This is a genomic window from Rhodoferax aquaticus (assembly GCF_006974105.1).
Taxonomy (GTDB): domain Bacteria; phylum Pseudomonadota; class Gammaproteobacteria; order Burkholderiales; family Burkholderiaceae_C; genus Allorhodoferax; species Allorhodoferax aquaticus_A.
On the sequence record NZ_CP036282.1, the window covers coordinates 700,932 to 723,664 of the forward strand.

19 protein-coding genes are annotated in these 22,733 nt (G+C 60.3%); 13 read left to right on the forward strand and 6 right to left on the reverse strand.

Features of this window, described 5'->3' with window-relative positions:
* Positions 1-3: 3 nt before the first annotated feature.
* The 6 genes from EXZ61_RS03350 to EXZ61_RS03370 all read left to right on the forward strand — a co-directional run bounded on the left by EXZ61_RS03350 (position 4) and on the right by EXZ61_RS03370 (position 7,267).
* Positions 4-3,687 carry a hybrid sensor histidine kinase/response regulator gene (locus EXZ61_RS03350; protein ID WP_142809010.1) on the forward strand — a complete coding sequence of 1,228 codons (3,684 nt, stop codon included), beginning with the start codon at positions 4-6 and terminating at the stop codon, positions 3,685-3,687.
* Positions 3,677-4,678: a response regulator transcription factor gene (locus EXZ61_RS03355; RefSeq protein ID WP_142809012.1), complete on the forward strand. Its 1,002-nt coding sequence runs from the start codon at positions 3,677-3,679 to the stop codon at positions 4,676-4,678. The genes EXZ61_RS03350 and EXZ61_RS03355 overlap by 11 nt, the downstream gene beginning before the upstream one ends.
* A gap of 292 nt (positions 4,679-4,970) precedes the next feature.
* The gene (locus EXZ61_RS21865) at positions 4,971-5,225 is read left to right on the forward strand and encodes a hypothetical protein (protein WP_168224689.1); all 255 of its coding nucleotides are present in this window, start codon (positions 4,971-4,973) and stop codon (positions 5,223-5,225) included.
* A 236-nt stretch (positions 5,226-5,461) separates the two neighbouring features.
* Positions 5,462-6,040: a cytochrome b gene (locus EXZ61_RS03360; protein ID WP_142809014.1), complete on the forward strand. Its 579-nt coding sequence runs from the start codon at positions 5,462-5,464 to the stop codon at positions 6,038-6,040.
* 44 nt (positions 6,041-6,084) lie between these two features.
* On the forward strand, positions 6,085-6,654 hold the full coding sequence (locus tag EXZ61_RS03365; RefSeq protein ID WP_142809016.1) for a YceI family protein: 570 nt from the start codon (positions 6,085-6,087) through the stop codon (positions 6,652-6,654).
* Positions 6,655-6,691: 37 nt separating this feature from the next.
* Positions 6,692-7,267, forward strand: a complete 576-nt coding sequence (locus EXZ61_RS03370) for a YceI family protein (RefSeq protein WP_142809017.1) — start codon at positions 6,692-6,694, stop codon at positions 7,265-7,267.
* Positions 7,268-7,420: 153 nt separating this feature from the next.
* Here EXZ61_RS03370 and katG read toward each other — a convergent pair whose 3' ends face one another.
* Positions 7,421-9,628 (reverse strand): catalase/peroxidase HPI, encoded by a 2,208-nt coding sequence (gene katG / locus EXZ61_RS03375; protein WP_142809019.1) that lies wholly within the window; start codon positions 9,626-9,628, stop codon positions 7,421-7,423.
* Between the two features lie 159 nt (positions 9,629-9,787).
* On the opposite strand from katG, the gene EXZ61_RS03380 reads away from it, so the two are divergent.
* On the forward strand, positions 9,788-10,720 hold the full coding sequence (locus tag EXZ61_RS03380; protein ID WP_142809021.1) for a class I SAM-dependent methyltransferase: 933 nt from the start codon (positions 9,788-9,790) through the stop codon (positions 10,718-10,720).
* Between the two features lie 65 nt (positions 10,721-10,785).
* Here EXZ61_RS03380 and EXZ61_RS03385 read toward each other — a convergent pair whose 3' ends face one another.
* The gene (locus EXZ61_RS03385; RefSeq protein WP_142809023.1) at positions 10,786-12,300 is read right to left on the reverse strand and encodes an NADP-dependent isocitrate dehydrogenase; all 1,515 of its coding nucleotides are present in this window, start codon (positions 12,298-12,300) and stop codon (positions 10,786-10,788) included.
* A gap of 98 nt (positions 12,301-12,398) precedes the next feature.
* On the opposite strand from EXZ61_RS03385, the gene EXZ61_RS03390 reads away from it, so the two are divergent.
* From EXZ61_RS03390 to EXZ61_RS03400, 3 genes are read left to right on the forward strand one after another with little or no spacing between them, the layout of a single operon-like run.
* Positions 12,399-13,346 (forward strand): LysR family transcriptional regulator, encoded by a 948-nt coding sequence (locus EXZ61_RS03390; RefSeq protein ID WP_142809025.1) that lies wholly within the window; start codon positions 12,399-12,401, stop codon positions 13,344-13,346.
* Between the two features lie 24 nt (positions 13,347-13,370).
* A complete protein-coding gene (locus EXZ61_RS03395) occupies positions 13,371-14,177 on the forward strand; it encodes a DUF6671 family protein (protein WP_142809027.1) in 807 nt (268 codons plus the stop codon).
* 52 nt (positions 14,178-14,229) lie between these two features.
* Positions 14,230-14,853 carry an ABC transporter ATP-binding protein gene (locus EXZ61_RS03400; RefSeq protein WP_142809029.1) on the forward strand — a complete coding sequence of 208 codons (624 nt, stop codon included), beginning with the start codon at positions 14,230-14,232 and terminating at the stop codon, positions 14,851-14,853.
* Between the two features lie 222 nt (positions 14,854-15,075).
* Here EXZ61_RS03400 and EXZ61_RS03405 read toward each other — a convergent pair whose 3' ends face one another.
* The 4 genes from EXZ61_RS03405 to pdxR form a co-directional block, all read right to left on the reverse strand.
* Positions 15,076-16,032, reverse strand: a complete 957-nt coding sequence (locus tag EXZ61_RS03405; RefSeq protein ID WP_142809031.1) for a carbohydrate porin — start codon at positions 16,030-16,032, stop codon at positions 15,076-15,078.
* 404 nt (positions 16,033-16,436) lie between these two features.
* Positions 16,437-16,649: a hypothetical protein gene (locus EXZ61_RS03410; RefSeq protein ID WP_142809032.1), complete on the reverse strand. Its 213-nt coding sequence runs from the start codon at positions 16,647-16,649 to the stop codon at positions 16,437-16,439.
* Positions 16,650-17,063: 414 nt separating this feature from the next.
* Positions 17,064-18,524: a hypothetical protein gene (locus EXZ61_RS03415; RefSeq protein WP_142809035.1), complete on the reverse strand. Its 1,461-nt coding sequence runs from the start codon at positions 18,522-18,524 to the stop codon at positions 17,064-17,066.
* Positions 18,525-19,530: 1,006 nt separating this feature from the next.
* A complete protein-coding gene (pdxR, locus tag EXZ61_RS03420; protein WP_142809037.1) occupies positions 19,531-20,985 on the reverse strand; it encodes a MocR-like pyridoxine biosynthesis transcription factor PdxR in 1,455 nt (484 codons plus the stop codon).
* Positions 20,986-21,074: 89 nt separating this feature from the next.
* On the opposite strand from pdxR, the gene EXZ61_RS03425 reads away from it, so the two are divergent.
* From EXZ61_RS03425 to EXZ61_RS03435, 3 genes are read left to right on the forward strand one after another with little or no spacing between them, the layout of a single operon-like run.
* Positions 21,075-21,548, forward strand: coding sequence for an OsmC family protein (locus EXZ61_RS03425; protein WP_142809040.1), 474 nt, complete (start codon positions 21,075-21,077; stop codon positions 21,546-21,548).
* Between the two features lie 52 nt (positions 21,549-21,600).
* On the forward strand, positions 21,601-22,257 hold the full coding sequence (locus EXZ61_RS03430; protein WP_142809042.1) for an FMN-binding negative transcriptional regulator: 657 nt from the start codon (positions 21,601-21,603) through the stop codon (positions 22,255-22,257).
* Positions 22,254-22,712 carry a GNAT family N-acetyltransferase gene (locus tag EXZ61_RS03435; protein ID WP_237219073.1) on the forward strand — a complete coding sequence of 153 codons (459 nt, stop codon included), beginning with the start codon at positions 22,254-22,256 and terminating at the stop codon, positions 22,710-22,712. Before EXZ61_RS03430 ends, EXZ61_RS03435 begins: the two co-directional genes overlap by 4 nt.
* Positions 22,713-22,733: the final 21 nt, after the last annotated feature.

Sequence of the window (22,733 nt, forward strand, 5' to 3'; positions counted from 1 at the left end):
GAGATGGCCGAACCTATAGTGTGCGTTTCTTCTTGCCATTACGCAAAAGCCGTGCCGTGGCATGAAAACTGCACCAGCTTGGTGGTGACCTCTTCGCTCCCCCTATCCCCTGCCGAACCGCAGGCTTCGCCACCCGCTGGTGCACGCCCAGACGCTTGGCAGCGCATCACCTTGGTGCGGCGTGACTACAACGATTGGGTGGCCAGCGAGACCATGGAAGACTATGCGCTGCGCTTCACGCCGCAGCGTTTTCGCAAGTGGTCACCTCGGCGTGTGGCCAATACGGCGTTTGGTGCGGCCTCGTTTCTGATTTTGGAGGCGGTAGGCGCCACCCTCTTGGTGCAGTACGGCTTTAGCAACGCGCTGTGGGCCATCTTGGCCACGGGGCTCATCATTTTTTTGGCGGGCCTACCCATCAGCATTTACGCCGCCCGCTATGGGGTGGATATGGACTTGTTGACCCGGGGCGCGGGTTTTGGCTACATAGGCTCCACCGTCACATCGCTGATCTACGCTTCGTTCACTTTCATCTTCTTTGCGCTAGAGGCCGCCGTCATGGCCTACGCGCTAGAACTGGCGCTCAACATCCCACCCAAGTGGGGCTACCTCATTTGTGCGGTGGTGGTGATCCCGCTGGTCACCTACGGGGTGTCCACCATCAGCCGCTTGCAGGTGTGGACCCAACCTCTGTGGTTGGTGATGCTGGTGGTGCCCTATGTCTATGTGCTGATGCGCGACCCCGGTGCATTCACGGGCGTGGTGCACTACATCGGTGAGCGCGGGGTAGACGCTGGGTTTGATCTGCCCTTGTTTGGTGCTGCCTTGACGGTGGGGGTTGCGCTCATGACCCAAATGGGGGAGCAGGCGGACTATTTGCGGTTCATGCCGGCACGTACCCAGGCCAATGCGCGCCAGTGGTGGGCCAGCGTGCTGCTGGGCGGGCCTGGTTGGGTGGTCTTGGGCGTGCTCAAGATGCTGGGGGGCGCGCTCTTGGCGTACTTGGCCATCAGCCACGCGGTGCCACCCGAACGCGCCGTAGACCCCAACCAAATGTATTTGGCCGCCTACGAATACGTGTTTCCCAACTACGGCTGGGCGGTCGCCGCTACGGCCTTGTTTGTGGTGGTGTCCCAGATCAAGATCAACGTCACCAATGCCTATGCCGGCTCTTTGGCTTGGAGCAATTTTTTCTCGCGCTTGACGCACAGCCATCCCGGGCGCGTGGTGTGGGTCGTATTCAACACCTTGATTGCGTTCATGCTCATGGAGATGGATGTGTTCCAAGCGCTAGGCGATGTGCTGGGCTTGTACTCCAATGTGGCCATTGCCTGGATGATGGCCGTGGTGGCTGACCTTGTCATTAACAAGCCGCTGGGTTTGTCGCCACCGGGCATAGAGTTCAAGCGCGCGCATCTGTACGACATCAACCCCGTGGGCGTGGGCGCAATGGCCTTGGCGTCACTGTTGTCGGTGGCCGCGCACTTGGGTGCTTTTGGCCCTTTGGCGCAGGCCTTCTCCGCCATCATCGCGCTGGGCACCGCGTGTGTTGCGGCGCCACTGATCGCTTGGGCCACGCGGGGCAAGTACTACATCGCACGCGAGGCCGGCCCCCACGCTGCGCCGCTGGGTGGGGCGCTGCAAGCCGCGAACACCACCCGAGAGCATTCGCCGATGCTGCGCTGCGTGATTTGCGAGCGCGAGTACGAGGGGCCCGACATGGCCCACTGCCCAGCCTACCAAGGCGCAATTTGCTCGCTGTGCTGCACGCTGGACGCCCGCTGCGGCGACCTGTGCAAACCCCACGCCAGTTTTTCAAGCCAATGGTCGGCTACGTTGCGCTTCTTGCTGCCGCAGCGCGTGTGGCCGTACCTCGACACAGGTTTGGGCTACTTTTTGCTCTTGATGTTGGTCATCGTGCTGCTACTGGCCAGTGTGTTTGGCCTGCTGTACCACCAAGAGTTGCGCGCCCTGGCCCAAGCAGCCCTCGACGCTGTGGCTGACCCTGCGTTGGTGCAGGCCCCGCATGCCGCCTTGCGTGCGGGCTTCTTAAAGGCCTATTTGGTGCTCATTGTGATTTCTGGCCTGGTGGCGTGGTGGGTGGTCTTGGCGCACAAGAGCCGCCAGGTGGCGCAAGAAGAGTCCAACCGGCAAACCCATTTGCTCATGCGCGAGATCGAGTCGCACCGCCAAACCGACCAGGCCTTGCAAAAAGCCACGCGCGTGGCCGAAGAAGCCCGCTATGCGGCAGACCAAGCCAACCAGGCCAAAAGCCGCTACATCAGCGCCATCAGCCACGAGCTGCGCACGCCGCTCAACAGCATCTTGGGCTATGCCCAGCTCATGGGGGAGGATGCGTCTATTCCCCCCCACCGCAAGCAGGCCGTGGGCGTGATCAAACGCGGCGGGGAGCACTTGCTCTCGCTCATTGAAGGCACTTTAGACATTGCCCATATCGAGAGCGGCAAGCTCACGCTCAATGTCAAGCCCATGGCGTTTGCAGCCTTTGTGCAAGAGACCGCCAGCATGTTTGAGCTGGAAGCGCAGGGCAAGGGCTTGGACTTTGGATTTGAGATCGAGGGCGTGTTGCCTGCCGTGGTGCGCGCGGATGAAAAGCGGGTGCGACAGATCCTCTTTAACTTGCTGGGCAATGCCATCAAGTTCACCAGCGTCGGCCAAGTCAGCCTCAGGGTGCGTTACGCGCGGGAAATGGCTTGGGTCGAGATTGCCGACACAGGCCCCGGCTTGTCAGAGCAAGAGCACGCGCGCATTTTTGAGCCGTTTACCCGGGCCAACACGCCGGGGGCCACCGCGCCGGGCGCGGGGCTGGGCCTCACCATTGCCAAAATGCTCACAGACCTGATGGGGGGCGAGCTCAGCGTGGTCAGCAGCGTGGGGCATGGCGCGGTGTTTAAGGTCAAGCTGTTTTTGCCTGAGGTGCACCAGCCCATCGGTGCGGCGGCAACCAAGGCCGTGCGCAAAGCCGTGGTGGGGGCCAGGGTGCAGTACCAAGGCCCCCAGCGCAGCGTGCTGGTGGTAGACAACGAAGAAGCCGACCGAGACCTCTTGGTCCATGTGCTGCAGCCCTTGGGCTTTAGCCTGCGCACGGCTGCCAGTGGCCACGACTGTTTAGACCTGCTGAGCGCGGGCTTGCACCCCGATGTCATCTTGATGGACTTGGCCATGCCCGGCATTGACGGCTGGGAAACCCTGCGCCGTATTCGCGCCTTACAAGCCAGCAGCCCCTACCCGCCTAGCCGCGTCGCTATTGTGTCGGCCAACGCGTTTGACAAGGGCCTAGACAACGACGTTGGTGTGCCCCCAGAAGACTTTCACGTCAAGCCGGTGCGGCACTCAGAATTGTTGGACTGGCTCACCCTGCGCCTGGGGTTGCAGTGGTTGCCGCAGGCAGAAGCAGCGGCAGGCGCACCCACGAATGAAAAGCCCGCGTTGCCCCAACCGGCAAGCGCTGAAATCACAGCGCTGCAGCGCCCCAGTGCAGAACACTTAGACGCCTTGCGTGATGTGGTGGCCCTTGGTTACTACCGGGGCATCCTGAACGTGTTAGACCGCATTGCCACTGTGCAGCCCGAATGCACGGCTTTCCTGGACGAGATGCGCAGCCTGGCCCGCCAGTTTCAGTTTGAGGCCATGGGCCAACAACTCCAAGCGGATACCCATGCCCTCTAAGCCCCCTGTAGTTCGTTCTCGCTTGGACCAAACCCTAGACCGCGCCAACTGTGATGTGGTGCTCATCGTGGACGATGTGCCCGACAACCTGTCCGTCTTGCACGACGCCTTGGACGAGTCCGGCTACACCGTGCTCTTGGCCACCCATGGCGAGGCCGCTTTGCAGCGCGCCGAGCAGGCTCTGCCAGACATTGTGTTGCTGGACGCCATGATGCCTGGTATGGACGGTTTTGACGTGGCGCGGCGTCTCAAGGCGAGCCCCCGCACCGCGCACATTCCCATCATCTTCATGACGGGCTTGACCGAGACCGAGTACCTGGTGGCCGCGCTAGAAAGCGGCGGCGTGGACTACGTGACCAAACCCATCAAGCCCAAAGAAGTGCTGGCCCGCATGCAAGTGCATTTGGCGGGTGCCCGTGAGCGCCGGCAGGCGCGTAACGCGCTGGACGCCTTTGGCTACGCCAGCATCACCGTGCGGGTGCACGACGGCAAGCTCATGTGGCAAACCCCCTTGGCGCGTGCGCTGCTAATGCGCTACTACGCCAGCGAGGCGCCCCACACCCCGGAGGCGGTGTGCCAATGGCTGCGGCGCAATGCGGCCGATGTTGCCGCAGGCAAACTGTCGGGCGAGCCACCACGGCTCAGCATTGAGCAAGGCCCCAAGCGCTTGACCTTTCGCCTGCACCAACACATTGGCGACAGTGAAGGCGGTGGCGACTGGCTCATCATCATGCAAGAGGTGTCCGACGAAAGCGTGATGGACGCGATCGCCCTGAGCTTCAAGCTCACACCCCGCGAAGCCGAGGTGCTGTACTGGGTGGTCAAAGGCAAGATCAACCGCGACATCGGCGACATCTTGGGCTCAAGCCCCATGACCGTCAAAAAACACCTAGAGCGCGTGTTCGTTAAGCTGGGCGTTGAAACCCGCACCGCAGCAGCTGGCATGGCCATGGCGCGCATTCGGCAACTGCACCCCCAGTTCGAGGCCTGAAGCACCGGCAGGTAGCGGCTTGCGACGATTGCCCCGCGACACCGATGCGGGGTTCTTTGTTAGACTTTCCCTATGCGCATTCTCCAGCTCTCCTTTGTCCGCCTTGTGGCCTTGGTGATGATGGCGTGTATGGGTGTGGGTGCGATGGCTGAGCCCTTAAAGGCTTGTTGTGCAGATCGCGCCCCGTGTTGCCTGCTTTCCCCTTCGGAGCACGGCTGCGGCGTGTGTTCCACCGCCCCAGCGATAGTGCTTAGCCCAGTTCGTGAGCCACTCGTGGAGGGCCATGGAGCACATGGAACAAACCCTTCAGCGCCGGAGGGAACTTCCCCATTCCCGCCATGGAAACCTCCAGACTGAAAGGCGAGATACGCACTATCCCGCCGTTTATCTGTATCAACTGGAGAAATTTCATGAAATCCATCTTCCTCAAGGCCTTCGCTGCACTCGGTGCATCGGCCTTTTCCGCCACTGCGTTCGCAGCCTCATGCTGCGCAGCGGGCATCGCATGCTGTGGCGGCTTGATGCCCTGCTGCTGGTAAGTTGCTAGCGCTTGGGTGATTCGCGTCGCCCAAGCGTTGGGTCGAGTGTCTGCATGCTTGGCCTCGGCGCAACCGTGCCGCCATGTCCAGCATGGATTGCATGCTGAGCCATGGTTCGGGAGGCGCTGCCCTTGGGTTTGAAATAAATTTTTCAATCCAGGGAACTTTTAAATTCATAGAATTTGAATGGTGTCTTCAATAAATCTAAAAAGCTCAAGGGACATGGCCTTCTAGACTTGCGGCCATGACAACGCCCAGTCCCTCGCACACCGCACCAGAACCTCGCTACACCTTGGTGGCAATCGTGTTGCATTGGGTTTTGGGGCTGGCCATCTTGGCGGTGTTTGCGGTGGGCCTGTACATGGCCGACTTGCCGTTTTCTCCCACACGCCTAAAGCTCTACAACTGGCACAAATGGGCGGGAACCACACTCTTGGCCTTGGCCGTATTGCGCCTTGTGTGGCGCTTGACACACCGCCCGCCTGCACTGCCGTCCGCAATCGCTACGGCCATGCCCAAGTGGCAGCACTGGGCGCACCACGGCACGCATGTCGCCCTGTACGCCTTGTTCTTTGCTGTGCCCTTGATCGGCTGGGCCTACAGCTCGGCGGCAGGTTTTCCTATTGTGGTGTTTGGCGTGCTGCCCCTGCCTGACTTTGTGCCTGCCGACAAGGCCTTGGCGGAGCTTATCAAGCCCTGGCACGAGATCAGTGCCTTCGCCTTGGTGGGGCTGGCCCTGCTGCACATTGCAGCCGCGCTGAAGCACCAATGGATAGACCGCGATGGCTTGGTGCAACGCATGTTGCCGGGTCGCGGCCGCTAGTCCTTTTACTTCCCCTCTTTATCTGTTGACCTGAAAGACTTGGTATGCGCGCACACCGTTTGTTTTCTTTGATTGCCGCCGTCGCAGTGGTGGCGAGTCCTGCTGCCTTTGCCCAACAAAAGTTGGTGCCTGCACAGAGCGAAATTGTGTTTGTGAGCAAGCAAATGGGCGTTCCCGTGGAGGGGCGCTTTAAGAAGTTTGACGCCCAAGTCAGCTTTGACCCGGCCAAGCCCGACGCCAGCAAGATTGCCTTCACCGTAGACATTGCCAGCGCTACGCTGGGTGCGCCGGAGAGCGATGCCGAATTGCCCAAAGCTACGTGGTTTAACACGGCCAAGTTTCCGCAAGCCGCATTCCAATCCTCCGCCGTCAAAGCACTGGGCGGCGGCAAGTTCGAGGTGAGCGGCAAGCTCAGCATCAAAGGCGCAAGCCGCGACGTGGTGATTCCGTTTGCACTCACCCAAGCAGGCCCCAGCACCACGGCAAGCGGTAGCTTTGCCCTCAAGCGCTTGCAGTTCAAGATTGGCGAGAACGAGTGGGCTGACACCTCCATGGTGGCTGACGATGTGCAAGTCAAGTTCAAGCTCGCGCTCAGCGGCGTTGGCAAGTTGTGAGTCCCCTGTTTTTTTGAACCTTCATTAAGGAGTATTTATGCGTTTGTCTTTTGTTGCTGCGGCTTTGGCACTGTCATCGGTGGGCGGTTTGGTGCATGCCCAAGCGGCCACCTATGCCATGGACCCTACCCATACCTTTGTGACCTTTGAGATTGGCCATTTCGGCACGTCCACCAACCGTGGCCGTTTCGACAAAAAAGAGGGCACCGTGCAGTTGGACCGCGCAGGCAAATCAGGCAAGGTGGACTTGACGATCGATGCCACCTCCATCAACACGGGCACCGACGGCTTTAACAAGCACTTGCAAAGCGCCGACTTCTTTGATGTGGCCAAGTACCCCACCATCAAGTTTGTGGCCGACAAGTTCAGCTTCAATGGCGACAAGGTCACCGAAGTGGCGGGCCAGTTGACCCTGTTGGGCAAGACCAACCCTGTGATTTTGAAAGCCAGCAACTTCAATTGCTACATCAACCCCATGCTCAAACGTGAAACCTGTGGTGGCGACTTTGAAGCGACCATCCAGCGCACCCAGTGGGGCATGGGCTGGGGCATGAACTTTGGCTTTCCTGACGCGGTAAAGCTGATTGTTCAGGTGGAAGCCATCAAGCAGTAAGCGCTTGACCACGCGCCTTGCAGCGCCGAAAAAAAACCAGCCCTTGGGCTGGTTTTTTTGTGTCTGCCGCTGAGGTGGCTCTGTCGCCGTCCGCGCCAGCAATGAAAAAAAGGCCCCGGCTTTTGCAAGCCTAAGCCTTTCGCCTTGGAGCGATTAAGCGAGGTCGAAGCGGTCCAGGTTCATCACCTTGGTCCATGCGGCCACAAAGTCGCGCACAAACTTGGCTTGCGCATCGTGGGTGGCGTACACCTCAGCCAAGGCCCGCAACTGTGAGTTGGAACCGAAGACCAGGTCCACCACCGTACCAGTCCACTTCAAAGCACCCGTTTGGCGGTCACGGCCTTCGAGCACACCAGCCTCTGTCGCCTTGCTCCACTTCGTGCGCATGTCGAGCAGGTTGACAAAGAAGTCGTTGCTCAAGGTTCCAGGCCGGGTGGTGAACACACCATGCTGCGCTGGGCCCACATTGGCGTTCAGGGCACGCAGGCCACCGACCAGCACGGTCATCTCCGGTGCGCTCAGGGTGAGCAGCTGCGCCTTGTCGAGCAGCAACTCGGCAGCCACGCCCTCCAACCCCTTGTGGGTGTAGTTGCGGAAGCCATCGGCCACCGGCTCCAGCACCTGGTAAGACTCCCCATCGGTTTGCGCTTGCGATGCATCCATGCGGCCCGGGGCAAAAGGCACGGTCACTGCCTGGCCCGCCTTGTGAGCCGCAGCTTCTACCGCTGCGCTGCCTGCCAACACAATCAAGTCCGCCAGCGAAATCTTCTTGCCGCCGGTTTGCGCGGCGTTAAAGGCTTGCTGAATTGCTTCAAGCTTGCCCAACACCTTGGCCAGCTGTGCAGGCTGGTTGGCTGCCCAGTCTTTGGCTGGGGCCAGGCGGATGCGGGCCCCGTTGGCACCGCCGCGCTTGTCGCTGCCACGGAAGGTGGACGCTGAGGCCCACGCCGTGCTCACCAACTCCGAAATGCTCAGGCCGGAAGCCAGCACCTGAGCTTTGAGCGCGGCCACGTCAGCCGCATCCACCAGTGCATGGTCCACCGCAGGGATAGGGTCCTGCCAGCTCAGCACCTCGGCGGGCACCAGTTTGCCCAGGTAGCGGGTACGCGGGCCCATGTCGCGGTGGGTGAGCTTGAACCAGGCGCGGGCAAACGCATCCGCAAACTCAGCCGGGTTCTGGTGGAAGCGGCGCGAGATCTTTTCGTACGCAGGGTCCATACGCAGCGACATGTCGGCCGTGGTCATCATGGGCGGGTGCTTTTTGGACGCGTCATGCGCGTCCGGAATCATGTGCTCGGGTTTCACGTTTTGGGCGACCCACTGGTGCGCGCCGGCGGGGCTCTTGGTCAGCGCCCACTCGTAGCCTAAGAGCATGTCGAAGTAGCCGTTGTCCCACTTTGTAGGGTTGGGCTTCCAGGCGCCTTCAATGCCGCTGGTGGTGGTGTGCACGCCTTTGCCGCTGCCGAGTTTGTTGATCCAGCCGAAGCCTTGCTCTTCAATGCCAGCGGCTTCTGGCTCGGGGCCCACCAAAGTGGGGTCGCCAGCACCGTGGGCCTTGCCGAAAATGTGGCCGCCGGCCACCAGGGCTACGGTTTCTTCGTCGTTCATGGCCATGCGGGCAAAGGTTTCGCGCACATCGCGGCCGCTGGCCACGGGGTCTGGCTTGCCGTCTGGGCCTTCGGGGTTCACGTAGATCAGGCCCATTTGCACAGCGGCCAGCGGACTTTCGAGCTTGCGCCCACCGCTGTAGCGGCTGTTTTCCTTGTCGCTGGTGGCCAGCCATGCTTTTTCGGCACCCCAGTAAATGTCTTGCTCGGGTTCCCAGATGTCTTCACGGCCACCGGCGAAACCGAAGGTCTTGAAGCCCATGGATTCGAGTGCCACGTTGCCGGCCAGAATCATCAAATCTGCCCAAGAGAGCTTGCGGCCGTATTTTTGCTTGATGGGCCACAGCAGGCGGCGGGCTTTGTCGAGGTTGCCGTTGTCCGGCCAGCTATTGAGAGGAGCGAAGCGTTGGCTGCCGGACCCGGCGCCACCACGGCCGTCCGCCGTGCGGTAGGTGCCGGCCGAGTGCCAGGCCATGCGCACCATCAGGCCGCCGTAGTGGCCCCAGTCTGCAGGCCACCAGTCTTGCGAATCGGTCATCAGCGCGGTCAGGTCTTGCACCACCGCGTCGAGATCGAGCGATTTGAATGCTTCGGCGTAGTTGAAGTCTTCGCCCATGGGGTTGGAGGCCGGTGCGTGCTGGTGCAGGATGCCCAGTTTGAGCTGGTTGGGCCACCAATCGGCGTTCGATGGCGCAGCAGCTTGCGTGTGGCTGCGGGCTGCGTGGGGAAAGGGGCACTTGGCTTCTGTGGTCATACAGGTCTCCTGTTGCGGTTGGTAAATCGGGCTGTGTTGCAGTTTAGGTTTTGACTATTGAAATAACCAATTGGATTGGCCAATACCCGCCATAGGCATTTTTGTGGCGGCTGCGGTGCATACACTTCCAGCCTAGTCATCCATGGAAGGCCCTTCACTTTGCAAGCTCTGCTCCACGCCATCGCCTCGATGGACATTTCCTCCCCCGACGCCTGCCGCCTGTTTCATGGCCGAGGCGGTCTGTACCCCGGTTGCGAACAATGGTCCTTGGACTGGTACCCGCCGGTGCTGGTGCTCACCAGCTTCAAACCGGTGGGCGAGGACGCATTGGCCACCATCGGTGCTGCGTTGTCGGTGCGCTGGAGCACTCTCGCACCGGAGCACGCGCTCAACTGGGTCTTCCAGTGCCGCGCTGAGGGCCTGGCTGACACCCGTCTGATGGCCGGCACCGTGCCAGAGCCGCATGTGGTGACCGAGGCCGGCACCCAGTACAAGGTGCACGTGCTACGCGGGCAAAACCACGGCCTGTTTCTGGACATGGCACAGGGCCGGCGCTGGGTGCGCGAGTACGTGGCTGCCCACCCTAAGACCTATGCCTTCCGTGTGCTCAACCTGTTTGCCTATACCTGTTCGTTTTCCGTGGTGGCCTTGCAAGCGGGCGCTCATCAGGTGATCAATGTCGACATGAGCCAGGGGGCGCTGGCCACCGGCCAGCAAAACCACCGGCTGAACGGGTTCGAGAGCGGCGTCCGCTTTTTAAGTCACGACATCTTCAAGACTTGGGGCAAGATCACCCGCAGCGGCCCCTACGACCTTGTGGTGTTGGACCCACCCAGCTACCAAAAAGGCAGCTTTGTTGCCACCAAAGACTACGCCCGCCTCGTGCGCCGCCTACCTGAACTGATGGCCCCTGGGGGCCATGCGCTGGTGTGCCTGAATGCCCCGGAGCTGGACACGGCCTTCCTGCAAGGCCATGTGCAAGAACAAGCGCCAGAACTGCAGTTCATAGAGCGCCTTCCCAACCCAGCGGCGTTTGCTGACGCGTATCCCGAGCGTGCGCTCAAAGTACTGGTCTATCGCCTGCCGGAATGACCAGAGGTTCTGCCCCTGTGTGGGCAGAACCTCTTGCAGTACAGGCCTTTTGGAGCGTGCGGCCGTTACTGCCCTTGTCCCAAAGCAAAGCCTTGCTGGCCGTCAAAGGTGCACAAGTTCTCCGTTTTGATGACGTCTACGCCCGCTTCGGTCAGCTGGGTGAGTAGCGCAATGATGTCTGCGTGGCCAATGGTGCCGCCCGTTGAGCGGGCGACAAAGCGGCAGCGCCAGTGGTCGGTGCAAAAGGTTTCGGGAAAGCCGCCCGGCCACACCTTCACACCCCGGTTGGTAATCATCTGCAGCTGCAAGGACGCGGTACCCAAGCCGCCCAGTGTGTCCGCCAAGGCTTCAGGCGTGCACTGCGCATCATGCACAAACACGTCAACGCCTACGGTTTCTTTTTTGGCGGGCGCGGCGCGGGTGTACAAGGCAGGGGCCTGGGCCGCCACCGCGCTTGGGTTGTTGTAATACACCGGTTTGAAGGTAGTGGGCAGCTGGCCCAGGCGCTCTATGACGGCATCGGCAAAGTCCATGCTGCCAAAGGGGCGGCCCACTGCACTGGCTGCAAGCTCTGCGGTCACGATGCCGTCTTCAATGGTTTTGAGCCATGCGTTGTGAATCTTGCTGGCAATGTCGGCTTGCCGAATATGCACCAGCATCATCACCGCCGCGAGCAACAAACCCGAAGGGTTGGCAATGCCTTTGCCTGCAATGTCAGGGGCGCTGCCATGGATTGCTTCGAACATGGCAATGTGTTCGCCAATGTTGGCGCTGCCAGCCAGACCCACCGAGCCCGTCATCTCGGCTGCAATGTCGCTGATGATGTCGCCGTACAGGTTGGGCGTCACGATCACATCAAAGCGCTCGGGTCTGGTGGCGAGTTTGGCGGCACCAATGTCGATGATGAAGTGCTCGCTTTCTATCTCTGGGTACTGCAGCTTGATCTCGTCGAACACCTTGTGGAAGAGGCCGTCCGTCATCTTCATGATGTTGTCTTTGCTCATGCAAGTGACCTTTTTGCGGCCATTGTTGCGTGCGTATTCAAACGCGTAACGCACAATTTTTTCGCAGCCAGGGCGGGTGATGAGCTTAAGGCACTGAAACACCTCATCGGTCTGGCGGTGCTCGATACCGGCGTACAGGTCTTCTTCGTTTTCACGCACGATGACCAAGTCCATCTTGGGGTGCTTGGTGGCCACAAATGGGGCATAGCTCACGCAGGGGCGCACATTGGCATAGAGCCCCAAGGTTTTGCGGATCGTGACGTTCAGGCTTTTGTAGCCACCGCCCGAGGGCGTGGTGATCGGTGCTTTGAGGAACACTTGGGTCTTGCGCAAGCTGTCCCATGCCTCAGGCGCAATGCCCGCAGAGTTGCCTGACAAATACACTTTCTCGCCAATCTCAATCGTCTCCGGGGCGATGCGTGCGCCCGCGGCCTGTAGCACTTTGAGGGTCGCCTCCATGATCTCGGGGCCAATGCCATCGCCATGGGCAATCGTGATGGCAACGGTGTCAGCCGCGCCGCGATCCGCTTCGTTATGGGGGGCTGGGGCGAGTTGTTGGGCGGTATCTATTTTCATGAAGTACTCAGTGTGGTGTGGAGGAACGGCGTGACTGTAGGGACTTTGGCGCATAATGAAAAATACTTTGTTTTCATGCAATCCATAGATAAAAAGCTATGCCAACATTGCTAAAGCGCTTGCAGCGTGTAACACCCCAACAGCTGCGTGCGTTTGAATCCACCGCGCGTTTGCGCTCTGTCACGCGTGCCGCACAAGAGTTGCATGTCTCGCAGCCCACCGTGAGCATTCAGCTGCGCGAGATCGCGCTCGCAGTCGGTGAGCCCCTGTTCGAAACCGTGGGCCGCCAGCTGCGGCTCACGCAAGCGGGTGAAGCCATGCAAGACGCTGCCAACGAGATCACGGGCTGCTGGCAGCGCTTTGAAACCCGCATGGCCGAAGTGCATGGTTTGTTGCGCGGGCGCTTGCGCATCGCCGCTGTTACCACGGCCGAGTATTTTGTGCCTGACCTTCTGGGCCCCTTTGCGGCAGCGCACCCCGGCGTTGACATTGAGCTCACCGTAGAAAACAGAGACCGCGTGGTGGACCGACTGCAGCGTAGCCGCGACGACCTCAGCGTCATGATGTTGCCGCCAGACGAGTTGCCTTTGGACACCTTTCCCTTTTTGGACAACCCATTGGTCGTGATTGCCGCGGCCGACCACCCCTTGGCTGGCAAGCGCCTCACACTTTCGCGCTTGGCGAAGGCGCGGTGGTTGATGCGGGAGCCCGGCAGTGGCACCCGCATGGCGGCGGAGCAGCACTTTGCGCGTGTGGGGTTCGAGCCGCACATCGCCATGAGCCTAGGCAGCAACGAAGCCATCAAGCATGCCGTGTCTGCCGGGCTGGGCTTGGCGGTAGTGTCGCGCCTAGCGGTGGCCGATATTGTGGATACGCCGTCGCCTGCGCGCGGGCCTCAATTGGTGCAACTCAAGGTCAGCGGGTTTCCGATTCGTCGACAATGGCTGCTGGTGTGGCGGCGTGACCAGCCCATGTCGGCCGCTGCTAAACGGTTTGTCTCTTACCTGCGGGAATCACGGCCTTCACGGGCCAGCCTCGCCCATTAACGCTGCCATCATGGCCTGACCACTATGCCCACTCTTGCACTTTTGACCCAACACGCCAAGCAGGCTGCACTGGAGTCCGCGCTGGCAGAGGCGGGCTACACCGTAGAAACGGTGCACGGTTACGACACCGATACCTTGGGTACCTTTACCGGAGAGGTGGCGCGCCGCGGCACACAGCTCGATGCTGCCGCGACCAAGGCCAAGCTGGCCACCCAGCTGAGTGGACAGCGCTATGGTCTGGGCAGCGAAGGCAGCTTTGGCCCCGATCCCCATGTGGGCCTGACCGCCTGGGCCAGCGAAGTGCTGGCGTGGTGGGATGCTGACGAAAAGCGCTTGGTCTACAGCGTGGTGCAGGGCCCTGAGACCAACTATGACCAAACCACCGCCAACACCTGGGACGAGGCACTGGCGTTTGCAAAGTCTGCGGGCTTTGAGCGCCATGGCGTGATCGTGGGCCGGCCCACAGAACCCCACTTCAGCAAGGCCTGTGACAACTGGTGCCAGCTGGAGAAGCACGTGCGTGGCGCTCTCGCCCATGGCCCCGTTTGGCTAGAAACCGACATGCGCGCCCATCGCAACCCCACCCGCATGGCCATGATCGGGCGTTGCGCCGAGCAGCTGTCGCAGCTCCTGCGGACCCCTTGCCCCGCCTGCCACAGCACGGGCTTTGGGGAGGTGTCGCCCATCTACGGTGCGGTCTGCGAGGCATGCGGTGAACCCAGCTCAGCGCTGAAGGCCAAAGCCACGACCTGCGCCGTGTGTGGCCATGTGGAGCAAGAGGTCTTACGCTTGACCGTACCGCCCTCGCGCTGCGACTACTGCAACCCCTAGGCATCAGGGCAACGCAGTGGCTTATCGGAACCCCGTGTCTATGCCCCCTCTTATGCTTTCTGCGCAAGGGCTTGGTTTCTCCGGCCCCAACGGACCTGTGTTTGCGCAATTCAACCTGCAACTGCGCCCGGGCGTGTGTCTCGTGCAGGGGGGTGAAAGCCGAGGCAAGACCACGTTGCTGCGCCTTTTGGCCGGGGAGTTGCAAGCCCAGCACGGGCATGTTCGCCTGCATCTAGAGGCGGGTGTTCTGGATGCGCGAGAGCACGCGGCCGCGTACCGAGACCATGTGGTCTGGACGGAGCCGCGCAGCACCGCCTATGACGCCACCCCTGTCAGCGCCTACCTACAAACCATGCGCCAGCACTACCCACGGTGGAGTGCTTCGCTCTTAGACACCCTCACGCAAGCCTTGGACTTGGAGCCGCATTGGGACAAGCCGCTGTACATGCTCTCCACGGGCTCCAAGCGCAAGGTGTGGTGGGCAACGGCCTTGGCCAGTGGGGCTGAACTTGCGTTGGTCGACGAGCCTTTTGCGGCGCTAGACTTTGCGTCGATCCGTATCTTGACAGCCCATCTCCAAACGCTGGTGACGCAGTCGCATCGTATTTTTGTGTTGGCGGATTACGCAGCTCCAGCGGGCTTGGTGCCGACACAGGTGGTTGACTTGGGCGACTGAGCGTGCGCGCGCCTCGCCGGTGGCAGCGCACTGAGTTGCCTTCACACGCCAGCCAGGTGCGCCAACTGCCTTGGTGGCGCTGCGCACCCCACGCGCCATGATGGAGAGCACGCACCCCGTGCGAGTAGGTCCGCAAGCCATCATGCAGCACCGCCAACGCAAAAAGGTGCGCTTGCGCGCACCCCGTTGTGTTGGCCCTTGGTGAGCAGTTGGCCTGTGCGTTTAGAAGGTGTAGTTCAAACGGACGCGGAAGGCGTTCTCGTCGGTGCTGATGCCCGTGACACTGTTTTTCACGGTTGAGCTTGAAAAGGCGGGGGTGACGGAAGCTCCACTCACATCAAACAAGGGAATCTTGTAGGACCCATAGACGGTGCTCACCTTGGTGTCGCCACCTGTGATGTCATTGGTTCCCGAGGCGAAGCCCAGCCCAAGGTTGCCCACCGATGCGGATAGGCCGATTGCAGACTGGTTGAGCGCCGTCGCGGAGTCTTGCTTGCCTTGGGCGATGTTGGCCGTGAGCTTGAATCCACCAAAGTCGTAGCTGCCCGTTAGGCCGGATCCGCTGACCCTATTGCCAGACGCATACTCACCGCTTTCGACGCCCGCACGCAAGGTCAATGGACCTGACGCATAGGACAACACCGGACGGGTACCCTTGGAGCCGGAACCCACGATGTTGTTGTTGGTGGTTTCAATCAATCCCAACTCGAATGACAAGCCTGCGCCAAAGTTAATAGTCCCTTGCGCATGGAACACGTCGCCCGCTTTGCGGCCGCGCAGTGTGTTTGCGCCGTAAACATTGCCCGCATGGTTGACCAAGGTGTCACCTGCTAGGGGGAACAGGTCTGCGGACTCAAAGCGGCCCAGCTTTACGTCGCCAGTGGCAGAGCCGAGTTGGATCCACATGTCGTCAGTGCCGAGAGTGCCATCTTTTTTGGTCACAAAAGCGCTTTTCCCGGCCACAAACCAATTGGTGCCCGCTTTGCTCGAAGCACTGATTTCCACACGGCCGCTTTGACTCAGGCCTTTGTCGCCTGCTGCTACAGCGCCTCCGCTTCGATTGGTGTTGTCCAGCTCAATGTTGGCTCCGATTTCAGGCGCTGCAAATGCAGAACTGCCGATGGCAAGCAAGGCCGCCGCTGAAGTTGTGCGAGCGATAAGTTTGATTTTTTTGTGCATAACCGTTTTCAACTGTGAGGGTAAAGAAAGGGATTTGTCTCCCGCTTTGCTGTCACGAATTCGTAACAACGGATGAATTGTTGGAACGATGGTGCCGTTGTGCGCGTCCCCAAGGGAAAACACCCAAGAGCGTTACGTAGTGGGTACGTCATGCCGAAATCGGAGTCGTTTCATTCGCAGTTCACATGCATGCGTGAACGGCGTATGAAAACGGTTTCAACCCAAAAACCGCATTTTTAGTGGGAGATAGCGTTGTTGTTACACAACGGGAAAATCGAATTTCCGGGTGAGCAACTTGCCTTTTTGGATTTTGTGGGAGTTTTTGGCGAGTTGTTGTACGTCTGCTGGCACTCCCATTGGGTGCGCGTCTGCGTTCCCTTATGGAGGCCGTCGTCTTAGGGCACTTAGATGCCCATCAACGAGCACACCACGCCCAGACGCTCCACCGCCATGCGCAGTGTGGTGCTGTCGTAGCCCGCGTAGCCCAAGAGCCAGCCGCGGCGTTTGGACTCCATGGTGTAGCGCGACAGCGGGGCGAGCATGAGGCCTGCCTCGTGCGCGCGTTGGCTCAAGGCTTGGTCGGGGTAGTCGGCGGGCATTTCGTGCAGCAGGTGCATACCTTGGTTGCTGGGGCGTAGCTGCCTGCACCCAGTCCCGGGCATACGCTTCGAAAACATGAAACAGCTTCGTCTCTCCAGCCGCCCACGCGGAATGTCTTTTGGTTCCAAACTTGGCTTTGTTATGAAGTCCCTGGTGCCGGGCGGTAATACGCTGACGCATTGCGGCAGAACAGCCCAATAGTGATGGATGCAGTACCGATTTTTGATGCAGAAATGGCTGTTTTTCCTAATGGGATAAATACGAGTAGCTACTATTTTTGTAGTGTCTTGAGGGCGCGCGCTGCTATGCTTTACGAAATCGCGCCAGCGGAATTGGCTTCAACAGGGCCGCACCACAAAGCATCAAAGCCAAAAAAAGGAGCAGTCGCAAACGCGACGCTCCTCCATTGTTCTAACGCTTAAACCTCTCGCTTAACTTCTACCAGCATGCCAGAGACTCTGCTGCAACTGCAGTCCACGATCAGTGGATTGCCGGGTCGCAATGGCCCGTGAGCCTGTTGTTGTAGTGAAAGCTGGCAGTTTGTTGTACGAGCAAACGCTGTTGTTCGCGTCCCGCTCTTGGATCGCCAGAGGAGTCACGGAGGTGTCTCCTAGCTTTGCAACATTCGCATCCATGGTCATGCGATTTGTGCCATCGTAGCCCACGATATAGGCGGAGCGAACCATTGGTGCGCCTGCTGGCAGCGTCCAAGCCAAGTTAACCGAGGTAAGTTCCCCAGCTTTCACGCTGACGCTGGGGTTTGCATATTCACGAGATGCGGATGAAAAATTCGCCCACTGCATTTTTGAGCCCTCTGCGGCTGCAACAGGTCGCGTGGTAATGCGCGAATTAAAGCTGGCGAAAGGAGTAGATCCACCGGTGACAGTGAAGACCTCCCACGCATAACTCGCAAACTCGGGGATCGTTGACAAGTCCACAGCCGTTTGAGCCGTTGAGTTGAAACGATCGTAGGTTCCTCTCCAGTCGTTGTAAAAACTGCTTCCCGTGTAGACACTACCCAACGGAGCAACGTCAACATTCCAGCCATTGCCAGTGCTGCTAGTCGGCTGGGTGGCCAATGTTGCAGCGGGCAGACCACCATCGTTAGAATAAAACGCGAGGTAGTCGCCGGTACCGCACGCACTGGAACGCGCGAATACCAAACCAGCTGATGGCAAACCTGGTCCCTTTACACGCACCGCGTAAACGTCAGAGCCGTTCGGACCTGACTGGTTGAAGCGGAAATACATGCGGCTGGAATAGGCGCTGGACTTACCTACGCTGACGCCACCCGTTTTCCATGGGTTGGTACTGACATCTTCTTGGCGCTGCAAGGCGACCGAGACACTTGCGTCGTAGTTGCGTTGGTTTCCGTCGATCGCCCATTGACCGCTGATCTTGCGAGCCGTCTCAATGTAAGACCCGCCGCCAACCGGGGAGGCGTAGCTCAGTCGCACTAAGGCGATGTCATCTGTGGCGAGATTTTTTAAGAATGTCAGAATTTCTGGATACGCCATCACAGCGCCTGCTGGAATGCCATCCAGCAATCGCGCGCCCCAAGTCTGACTTAAGGTGTATCCGTTGTGTTTGTAAGCATTGGAAAAACCGGTGACGGAAGCGCAGGCGCCTAGGAAGGTGTATGCACCGCCTGAATAACTTGCTCTTTGCGCCGGTGGCAATGCCAAGCAGTTATTGACTTGATTGCGCCAGGCATCCAATGAAACCAAGTCGGAAAGTGGGATTGTTGGTGTTGGCAATGCCGCAGGCGCCGCGCCGCCAAGTCCCTTTACAGTGACACTGTTGCTGTCACCCGCACCATTGCTAGCAATGGGCGCGCGCACGTTAAGTAGGTTGACCCCTTGGTCACTCACAGTTACTTTGACCGTATCCAACAGTTTGTCACCTGCACTAGTGCGGTCTGCTGCGAAGGATGTTCGCATGGGGTTAAAGCTGCTGCTCAAGCCCACGTCAGTCAAGATCGGTGCCAACGTACCTTGTAGGCGCGTTACCGCAGTGGCGATATTGGCCAGAGGTAGGTTTCGCAGTTTGGACGCATCACGTGCGAATTCTTCTGGATCTGTGCCATTGGTCGATGCCATAGCCACGATCGCCTGGGTCAATGGTGTGACGTTCGCTACAGCTGTTGTGCCCAATGCGGGAACAGTGTCCAAGAGAGACAGGTAGCGTCGGGTGCTTTCGCCAGAGTTGGCACTTGCGACAATTAACAGTGGAGCAGTAAACCCCGTAACCGTTGCCGAGTAAACGCCATTGGCGTCTGCAGTGGCGGTTGTGCTGCGTCCATTTCCATCACTCACCACTACTGAGGCATTAGCCAATGGTGCTCCGTAAGCTGCTACCCCGCTGATTGTGGAGTTGCTGGAAGAGGTGCTAGGACTAACTCCTCCGCCGCCACCTCCGCCCCCGCCACAACCAACCAATAGGACACCCAAGCCCAGCCATTCCCATGGTGTGCGTTTCATTTTTTCTCTCTCCCTGCTAAGTATCGAAAAGCGCGAGCGATGCGTTTTACATTTCGCGCTGCATATGCGTGAGCGAGGATCTTACTGAAATTGGCATCGCGATTTCTAAGGCACAAGTAGGTGTTTGCACCGACATCGACTGAAACATAGAGAGGCGACGTATGGCCCATCGCGAACGGAGTCAAGTCACAGTAATGAGTCACAAGACCCGTACTGAACGCTCGACGGTCTCTGTACTTGACCCCACTCGTTGGCTGCGTTCACCTCTCATCCACTCCAAAGTACGGGGCGTGAGGAGGTGCTTTTAGCAGACCCAGCAAAACCGCGACTCTAACACCAGCAGAACGACACATGACAGCACAGTGTGTTTAAGGGAGAAACCAGTCCCCAGTGCCCATGCAATATGCGCAGGCAACTATCATTTTTGTAGTAATGTCCCTAGGCGATCCACCGCCATGCGCAGTGTGGTGCTGTCGTAGCCCGCGTAGCCCAAGAGCCAGCCGCGGCGTTTGGACTCCATGGTGTAGCGCGACAGCGGGGCGAGCATGAGGCCGGCCTCCTGCGCACGTTGGCTCAAGGCTTGGTCGGGGTAGTCGGCGGGCATTTCGTGCAGCAGGTGCATCCCTTGGTTGCTGGGGCGCAGTTGCCAGCGGCCTTGGGTGGCCTGGGCCACGGCGTCTATCAGCACCTGCTGGCGTTTGGGGTAGAGCTCACGCATGCGGCGCAGATGCCGCAGCAAATGCCCCTCGGTGATAAAGCGGGTGAGGGTGGCTTGCGTGTCGCCGGGGGCGTGGCGGTCGGTCAGTGCGCGGGCCATGGCAAAGGCATGGGCCAGCGCGTGCGGCACCACCACAAAGCCCAGGCGCAGGCCGGGGTGTAGCGTTTTGGAAAACGTGCCGACGTAGAGCACACGCTGCGCATGCGGCAGGCTGCACAGCGCGGGCAAGCGGTGGGGGCCGTACTGGAACTCGCCGTCGTAGTCGTCTTCCACCACCCAGGCACGCTGGGTGTTGGCCCAGTCCAGCAGGGCCACGCGGCGTTGCAGGCTCATGCGCACGCCGGTCGGGAACTGCGAGGTAGGCGTGACCACGGCCATACGCGCTTGGGGCCACCGTGCAGCGGCTTGGTCCACCTGCAGCCCTTCGTCATCGACCGGCACGGGGCAGACCTTGGCGCCATGCCCGGCCAAGCTCACCTGAATGCCGGGGTAGCCCGGGTCTTCCACTACCACTTCGTCACCCCCGTCCAAGAGCAAGCGGCCTATCAGGTCAATGGCTTGCTGCGAGCCTGAGCACACCACCACTTGCGCCGCCTCGCAGCGTATGCCGCGCGACGCCCAGAGCCACTGCGCAATGGCGCTGCGCAGGGCAGGCGAGCCCGCGGGGTCTAGGTATTGCGCTTGTGCCACGCGCTCCGCCTTGGTGCTTTGGCGGGCCAAGCTGTCCCACAGCGCAAACGGAAAGCTGGCCACCTCAGGCGCACCAATGCGAAAGGGCAGGGCGCCTTGCAGCGGTGGGTTCCAGTGCCGAACGGCATGGGTGAGCTGGCGCCCCCGGTTGGACAGGCTGGCGCCAAGGGCGGGTGGCGTGGGCGCGCTGCGCTTGCTGGCCCATTGCGACAAATGCTCCGACACATAGCTGCCATCGCCTACGCGCGCCACCACATAGCCCTCGGCCTGCAAGCGCTCCAAGGCCCACAGCACGGTGTTGCGCGACACCCCCAGCGTGAGCGCTTGCGCGCGTGAGGGCGGTAGCCGCGTGCCCGGCGCAAACGTGCCTTGCTCAATGGCACGGCGCAACTCCACGTACACCTGCTGGCGCAAGGCCTCGCCTTTGGTGGGGCGGGATGCGGGCGCATTGGTTCTTTCCAGCATGGCGAATTGGCCCTTTGGCGTCGCGTTGAAGTGAATAAACTGAAGAACCATTGTAGGCAAGCCCCTTGCCCCTGAACAGAAAGAACGCCATGGCAGAACATGTTTGCACCGTAGAGTGGTTGCGCGGCGACGCAGCCTATACCGACCACCGCTACAGCCGCCGCCACACCTGGCAGTTTGACGGTGGGCAGCAGGTGCTGGGCTCGTCCTCGCCGCATGTGGTGCCCCTGCCCATGTCAGACGCCGCCGGGGTGGACCCTGAAGAAGCGTTTGTGGCTTCTTTGTCGAGCTGCCACATGCTGTGGTTTTTGGACATTGCGGCCCGCGCAGGCTGGGTGGTCAACCACTACCGTGACGCCGCCGTGGGCCTGATGGCGCGCAACGCCCACGGCAAACAGGCCATGACCCGCGTGACCCTGCGCCCCGCCGTGCAGTTTGCGGGCCCAGAGCCCACGCCCGCAGAGCTAGCAGCCCTGCACCACCGCGCCCACGACGAATGCTTTATTGCCAACTCCGTCCAGAGCGAAGTGCGGTGTGAGCCCCAGCCTTGGGCGCAGGCTTAAGCCGCGTAGACAAGTCTCTGCCATTTTTCTTCAACCACGTACCTGATTCACCATGACCTACTTGCCCAACCACTTCAAAGAAACCGACCCCGCCACCCTGTATGCCATGGTGCGTGACTACCCCTTGGCAAGCTGGGTGGTGCCACACCAAGGCGAACTGTTGGTGAACCACATTCCGTTTTTGCTGGATGAATCGCGTGGCGAGCATGGCACTTTGGTAGGCCATGTGGCCCGTGCCAACCCGGTATGGCAAGCTTTGCAAGCCGCACCCGTGTCGGGCGTGGCGGTGTTCACTGGACCCCAGGCCTACATCTCGCCCAACTGGTACCCCAGCAAGCATGCGCATGGCAAAGAGGTGCCCACCTACAACTATGTGGCCGTGCACGCGCATGGCAGCGCACAGGTGGTGCAAGACGCAGAGCACGTGCTCGACATCGTGAGCCGCCTGACCCAGCGCCACGAAGCGGGGCAAGCCTTGCCGTGGGCAGTGGCAGACGCGCCCAAGGACTACATCGACAAAATGCTGGCCGCCATTGTGGGCATTGAAATACCCGTGCAGCGCTGGGTGGGCAAGTGGAAGGCGAGCCAAAACAAACAGGCACCCGAGCAGCGTGGCGTGGTAGCCGGGTTGAGCGCGCACGGCGGCGAGCCCGAGTCGCGTATGGCCCAGCTCATGAGCCAAAACCTTGCCAGCAAGGTGCCCGTTTGAGCGCCCCCACACCCGCCGGTTTGGAGATCGCCACCTTCTTGCCCGCGCACTTTGATCAGTGGCTGCCGCTGGCGCAGGCCTACAAAACGTTTTATGAAACCGTGCTGCCCGATGAGGCCTACGCCCACACCTGGCAACGCCTGCTGCAAGCTGACGAGGTGTATGGCTTTGGCGCCTGGGTGGACGGGCGCTTGGTGGGCATCACCCACTACCTGTTCCATGTGAATGTGTGGACTGCACCCGTGTGCTACTTGCAAGACCTGTTTGTAGACCCTGCAGCACGCGGTGCCGGTGTAGCCGGTGCGCTAATTCACCGCGTAGGGCAGGTCGCCCGCGAGCGCGGCGCGCCCCGCATGTACTGGGGCACCCACCACACCAACGCCCGCGCCCGGCGCTTGTACGACCAAGTGGGCGACAACAAGGGCTTCATTTTGTACAACTACAAAATGTCCTAATTTGATGGGGTCTGGTCTCTT